A 6,121-nucleotide genomic window follows, 5' to 3' on the forward strand; every position below is an offset into this window, starting at 1 on the left:
TGGTCTTGACCCTGTAACCCAGTACCATCGGTATGTTTAATTTACCGCTCGTCTTTCCCTGAACAGCCTGGCTGGCACGTAGCCTAATGCGCTGTGCGGGTGGTAAGAATTGTAGTCATCGAACCATTTTGACAGTTGTGCCATCACTGTTTGCGCATCCGTCCGCTCGGCCAGTTTGGCGTAGTCCCGCTTCAATGTTTTCACGAAACTCTCGGCCATGCCGTTGCTTTGCGGGCTAGTTACCGGCGTGGTCACCGGTTTGAGCCCCAATTGCTGGGCAAAGCTCCTGGTCTGGGCTGCCGTGTAGCAACTCCCGTTATCGGTCAGCCATTCAATGGCCTTGGGCGGTTTGCCGTTGGGGCCGAACCTGTTCTCGAGCGCCTGCATCATCAAATCGCCCACCAAAGCTGCATCAATGCCTTTGGTGGTGGCCACCCAGCTCATGATTTCTCTGTCACAGCAATCGAGCGCAAACGCCACCCTTACTTTCTCGCCGTTGTCGCATGACAGTTCCAGAGCATCCGAACACCAGCGCACATTGCTGTCCTTGACGGCCACCTTGCCCCCATGCTTTCTGGTGTCTATGGGCTTTTGGCCATGTCGGTACAGTAGCCAGCCTTCGTCACGCATCATCCGGTAAACGCGCTTGTGGTTGACCCGCTCATGCCCTTGCAGCCGCAAACGCGCCCAGACTCGGCGGTAGCCGTAGGTGGCATGCTCCTTGACCACGTTGGCAATGGCTTGCTTGACGGTGATGTCATCATGGCGTGGTGGCGATTTTCTCAAGTCTGCCCATTCAGATGGGCGATTTCTCATCGTCAACACATGGCTGCGCGAGACACCAAGTGCACTACAGACGGCTCTCACTGCTCGCCCCCGGGCAATACTGGCGAGCGCGCAATCCACTTTTTTGCTTTGGCCAAGTCCACAGCCTCCTTAAGAATCTCATTCTCCAAAGTCTTGCGCCCGAGTGCGCCTTCCAGTTGTTTGATGCGGCGCAGGGCCTCTTGAAGTTCAGAGGCGGTCACCACGGTTTCGTTGGCACCCACCGCTATCAGCGAGCCTTGCAGGTATGCCTTGCGCCATTGAAAAAGCTGTGCAGCAGTGATGCCAAATTGCCGGGCAACCAACGAGACGGAATTGCCAGGTTCGTTGGTCTGTTTGACGATTTCAAGCTTTTGCTCAGGGCTCCAGCGCCTGCGGCGCTGAACGCTTGTCACCACTTGTACCCGAGTGGGCGTTGCCGAAGACATAGTCATATCCATGGTCGTATTCCTGTTTCTTAGTTTAAGGAATACCGACGGGACTGTATTTCAGGGGGCCAACTCAGGAAGCCTGCGGCAGCGCCCACCACTGGGCTCGCAAACTGCAAAGCATGGGCCATACCGTGCGCCTGATGGCTCCGCAGTTTGTCAAGCCTTACGTTAAAACCAACAAAAATGATGCAGCTGACGCTGAGGCCATCTGCGAAGCAGTGGCCCGACCTAATATGCGCTTTGTACCAATCAAGGATGTCGCACAGCAAAGCGTGCTGGCCCTGCATCGGGCACGTCAAGGCTTTGTCAAAGCCCGTACCGCGCAGGCTAACCAAATCAGAGGCCTGCTGGCCGAGTTTGGCCTGGTCATCCCGCAAGGAATCGCTCACATTGCCCATCACGTTGGGGTAGAACCAACAGTCGTGTCACCAGCCGCCATCTGCCTTGATGGGTAGTAGCAGCACCAATGAACGGGCTTATGTTTTCAGGTAGGGTGTCGCCAAACAGGTGTTTGGCGACCAGCTTCGCATAGGGCCTCAAACACTCACAACACAGGGCAAAAACATGCACGACAAACCGTGTCGGATTGCTTCGATAGACGGAAATTCAGTGCAAGACCTTTTCCGACACCCAAGTGGCGGCTGGTGACGCGACTGCTTGTTCTACCCCGTAGTGGCTTTTACGACTGGCGTGAGCGTGCACCTTGTACGCGTGTACAGGCCGACCAAGCCCTCAGAGTGGACTTGAAGTTGCCCCGTTTTCACGGACACCTTATTGTTCATCGAGAAGGAGTCCAAGATGCCTACACCTAAGCCGCCATACCCGGCACAATTCCGTCAACAAATCGTCGAGCTGGTTCAGGCCGGGCGTAAGCCCAGCGAGCTGGCCAAGGAGTTTGGCTGCCACGCCACCACCATTCTCAACTGGGTGCGTCATGCTGGTCTGGGTGCCAGCGTTGTCCAGAACATACCCTCGGATGCTGCGCCCTTGACCGCCGCTGAACGCCAGGAGCTCATCGAGCTGCGCCGCAAGCTCAAGCAAGTGCAAATGGAGCGTGACATCTTGGCAAAGGCTACGGCCTGGTTTGCCAACAACGGCGCGCCGACATTCACACCGTCTACGCGCTGATTGCCGCAAACCAGGCCGAACTTCCTGTCAAGACCATGTGCCGCACCCTCAACGTCTCCTGTAGCAGCTTTTACGACTGGCGCACACGCGCACCGTGTGCGCGTGTGCAAGCCAACCAGGCCCTGAGCCAGCAAATACGGGATATTTTCATGGACAGCGACCAAACCTACGGCGTGCCGCGCGTGCGCGCTGAACTTATCGATGCGGGGGTGCATGCCAGTCGCAAGCGCATCGCCCGACTCATGCGCGAGGGCCACATGCGCGGTGTCAGCCGCCGGCGCAGCTACGTGGTCACCACGCAGCGCGACAAACGCCAGCGCCCAGCCCCTGACCTGGTCAAGCGCCAGTTTGTGGCCAAAGACATCAACGAGCTGTGGGTGGCTGACATGACCTACATCCCGACCTGGGCCGGTTTCCTGTACTTGGCCGTGGTAATCGATGTCTACAGCCGCAAGGTCGTAGGCTGGGCCTTTGGCGAGCGCATGACTGCCCAACTGGTAGTCGAGGCCCTCAACATGGCCCTGCACACGTGCAAGCCCGGCCCTGTGATTCATCACTCCGACCAAGGCAGCCAGTACACCAGCTTGGCCTTTGGCCAGCGTTGTCAGGAGATGGGCGTACGCCCTTCGATGGGCAGCGTGGGCGATGCTTACGACAACGCCATGGCCGAGAGCTTCTTTGCCAGTCTGGAATGCGAGCTCATTGCCCGGCGCAGCTGGAAGAGCAAAGCCGAAGCACGCACCGCCGTCTTCACTTGGATTGAGGCTTGGTACAACCCACGCCGCCGACATTCAGCCCTGGGCCAGATGTCGCCCGTCAACTTTGAAAGAAAACATGAGCAAGACCAGCAAACCCTGACAAAATCACCGCCCACCCAGACTACATAGAGAATCTTCAAACTGTCCGTCAAAACGGGGCAAGTCCAACCTGTTTTTTGGCCCTGCAACAAAGCCGACTGCGCCAACGTAGCATGGGAAAACACCAGCGCCAAAGCGCCCAAAGACAAACGGCTACACAACGACATAAGAAACCTCACTCCCACATGGAACAAGAAAACTAAGAGCTTAACGCGCACCGCCGCCGGGATGCGCCAAAGCCCCACACCCACCTACGACACCACGGCATCACCCTTATCAACTCATTACACCGCTTGACCTAGCGGGTTCAAGTCCAAGTGCAACACATGCTCACTGCACTGACTCGGGTTGTTGCTGCAGTCGCGCCAAGTGCTGGGCATACACCTGCAGGTGCGTTGCGTGCCCTGCAGGCAGCGTGGAGGCGGCGTTCATGTACGTACTTCCAAGGCCAGACCCAAAGGGTGCAGTCCGCTGGCGGGTTGTTGGGCAGCGATGTTTTGCAGCGCGGTTTGCAGCAGCTCTTCTATGACCGGGTGGTAGAAGGGCAATTACAGCAGGCTCTGGGCAGTCTCACCACGCTGAATGGCCCAAGCCAACAGGTGAGCTAGGTTCTAGCTGCCAGCGGCCAAGATGGAAGCGCCGAGCAGGCGACCATCGCGGGCATTGGCATAGACGCGCAGCAGACTGTCGGTGGCACCTTCATCAGCAGCCTCGTGCATCAGTAGACGGTCGGCGTTCGCATCACCGGCAATGAAGACGGGCAAATCGCCAATTTGCATGGTGACCAGGTCAAAGCGTGCCGCGCTCGTGCCAAGAGCCTGTCCCTGAGCACCCAGCCATACCAACCGAAGCGCTGCAGCCGCCGGTGGACTTGGATGCCTCTGCCCAAGCGGCAATGGCAGAGATTGAGCGGCGCGAGGGGTATGAGCTGCAACTATTGGCCGGGTTGCGGGCTTGCATGGCACCGCTACCTTGAACCCAAGAATAGATACAGCCCCCTCATCTCCAGCACAGTGGCAAAATTTGCCCCCATGTCAGCCAATGCTAGTGCTGTAGAAGCCACGTTTTTAAGCCCAGACTTTGACACTTTTATCAAGGGAGAGATTGATGGCCACAGGCCTATTGCCGTCATCCCTGATGACTTGAGACTGGCACTACCAGCGGATGCTTCATTGTTGCTGCTATCAAGACCCACTGCGGAAAAACAGTACCGAGAGCACCGGGACATCGTGGCCGCAGATTACCGCAAAGTGCAAGCCATGCTGGATAAAGGAGAAGTGTTCCGGGATCGGGAAATGCACTTGGGCTTGCTGCATGACCAAGGATCGTGGTTCTACGCGGTGATCAAAACCACTAAGACCGGAAAGGCCGTCTTTTTGCAATCGTTTAGACGAACAAACGTCAGCGATATTGAGCGGATGCGTGCCAGAAGCGTAGTGATCCGACAGGCGCAATAAAAAACCGCACCAGTCGTGGAAGCGCTCTAACCCACGCGGCCCCGAAGGGTTCCCGGCTGCGCTAATTCTCACTGGTGCGGTGAAGAGATTCTAGTGCAAAGATCGTTTTTTACAAACTGCCGCTCAATCTACTGATGGCGACCACGGGCCTGCAACAAATACGGCCTCATCATTTCCGGGCCACGGCGGCATGGTGACAGCAACGGCTGAGACCGACGCAGTCTCGCCAGCCCGAAACTGAAAATGTGTGCCCACAGGCAGGGTGAGACAGACACCGGGTTTCAAGTCGATGATCTCTTCCCGCTCGCCTTGCTTGCGCCACATTTGGCCCTGGCCATCTAGGACGAACCATATTTCTTCGACGGTGCGGTGCGTAACCGCCTTGGCTACTTTGCCTGGGGCCAGCTCAAAATGGGCCATGCCACCGGCCGACAGGCCGAGCAAGACGCGCACCTGTGAGCCATCGGGGGCGGTGATGGTTGGATCAATGGGCAAGCTGAGGGTGGAAAAGGGGTTCATGGCCACTACAAGGTTTAGACAAACCGTTGCTTGTACTTCTGACAAGCGTCATAGGCCAAAACACACGAACCCAACACCAAGGCCAGTCCAAGCAGCACAGAGCCGGTTCCCACCCAAACACGCAGCGAATCTTGTAGGGCTTGCATTGAGGCTGACAGATGCAGATTACTTACCAAGTAGAAACCGGCAAACATGACGAACAGACAAAGTGCAGCTCCTGCCAGCAGGACAAACTGCGCTTTTTGGCACATGTTCAACAAGTCCATTGTCTCCAACAATTTCTCTTTCAAAGCCAGTCTCCAAGGATGCGCTACCCCGTTGGCAGCTTTTTTATCCTAAGAAGGCGCAGTGCGTGTGTACAGTTTTTTGTGGCAAGAAAGGGCTGTTCCACGTGAAACGATGGTTTTCATGCAATATATCTTACATATCATGTATGTTTTGATACATATTTTGGTGATAGCCCACGATAACTGTTTATTATCGTGGGGTAAATTTTGAGCTAGCGCGAGGAGGGCACGAACAGCTGTAGCACAACCCATGAAGGCCTGATGCACGATTTTTACAAGCCTGCAGCAATACCATCCGCACCAATACTCTCTTTAGTTTATTTATTAGTTTGTTTGTTAGTTGCGCTATGATGTGTTTCACACACTTTCTAGGAGACTAACGATGCGACCCGCTGCTTTTTCCGATGAAGAAATCATCAACGCTGGACAGGCCCTGCTGTCCACTGGCAGAGCCATTACGGGCTTTGCACTGCGCCAAAAACTCGGCGGCGGTAATCCGAATAGACTCAAACAGGTATGGGATGAAAGCTTCGCCCAAGCTGCACCTGCAGCCCCAGTGGTTGAGCTGCCCATCGAAGTAGCCGATGCCGTCGCCCATGTCAGCGCTGACCTCGTAG

General features: G+C 56.0%; 7 protein-coding genes and 1 pseudogene. 4 read left to right on the forward strand and 4 right to left on the reverse strand.

Going from position 1 to position 6,121, the window contains the following annotated elements:
* Window positions 1–36: 36 nt before the first annotated feature.
* A protein-coding gene (locus PHX60_RS11245; RefSeq protein WP_300077501.1) for an IS3 family transposase occupies window positions 37–1,265 on the reverse strand; the annotation gives its coding sequence in 2 pieces (ribosomal slippage) (window positions 37–923 and window positions 923–1,265; 1,230 coding nt in all).
* A 65-nt stretch (window positions 1,266–1,330) separates the two neighbouring features.
* Between PHX60_RS11245 and PHX60_RS11250 the strand changes: the two are divergent.
* Together PHX60_RS11250 and PHX60_RS11255 are read left to right on the forward strand one after the other, a co-directional pair.
* A pseudogene (locus tag PHX60_RS11250) lies at window positions 1,331–1,648 on the forward strand (transposase); the annotation flags it as partial.
* 406 nt (window positions 1,649–2,054) lie between these two features.
* A protein-coding gene (locus PHX60_RS11255; protein WP_300077504.1) for an IS3 family transposase occupies window positions 2,055–3,271 on the forward strand; the annotation gives its coding sequence in 2 pieces (ribosomal slippage) (window positions 2,055–2,331 and window positions 2,331–3,271; 1,218 coding nt in all).
* A 581-nt stretch (window positions 3,272–3,852) separates the two neighbouring features.
* On the opposite strand, the gene PHX60_RS11260 is transcribed toward PHX60_RS11255, so the two are convergent.
* Window positions 3,853–4,020, reverse strand: a complete 168-nt coding sequence (locus PHX60_RS11260; RefSeq protein WP_300077507.1) for a hypothetical protein — start codon at window positions 4,018–4,020, stop codon at window positions 3,853–3,855.
* 252 nt (window positions 4,021–4,272) lie between these two features.
* Here PHX60_RS11260 and PHX60_RS11265 point away from each other — a divergent pair, with 252 nt between their 5' ends.
* Window positions 4,273–4,698, forward strand: coding sequence for a hypothetical protein (locus PHX60_RS11265; RefSeq protein ID WP_300077510.1), 426 nt, complete (start codon window positions 4,273–4,275; stop codon window positions 4,696–4,698).
* Window positions 4,699–4,821: 123 nt separating this feature from the next.
* Here PHX60_RS11265 and PHX60_RS11270 read toward each other — a convergent pair whose 3' ends face one another.
* On the reverse strand, window positions 4,822–5,217 hold the full coding sequence (locus tag PHX60_RS11270; protein WP_300077513.1) for a cupin domain-containing protein: 396 nt from the start codon (window positions 5,215–5,217) through the stop codon (window positions 4,822–4,824).
* A gap of 14 nt (window positions 5,218–5,231) precedes the next feature.
* Window positions 5,232–5,507: a hypothetical protein gene (locus PHX60_RS11275; RefSeq protein ID WP_300077516.1), complete on the reverse strand. Its 276-nt coding sequence runs from the start codon at window positions 5,505–5,507 to the stop codon at window positions 5,232–5,234.
* A gap of 379 nt (window positions 5,508–5,886) precedes the next feature.
* Between PHX60_RS11275 and PHX60_RS11280 the strand changes: the two genes are divergently transcribed.
* Window positions 5,887–6,121: DNA-binding protein (locus PHX60_RS11280; protein WP_300077517.1), on the forward strand; the 235-nt coding region annotated here is incomplete at its 3' end.

Origin of the sequence: Giesbergeria sp. (genome assembly GCF_028686475.1) — a bacterium.
GTDB lineage: Bacteria > Pseudomonadota > Gammaproteobacteria > Burkholderiales > Burkholderiaceae_C > Simplicispira.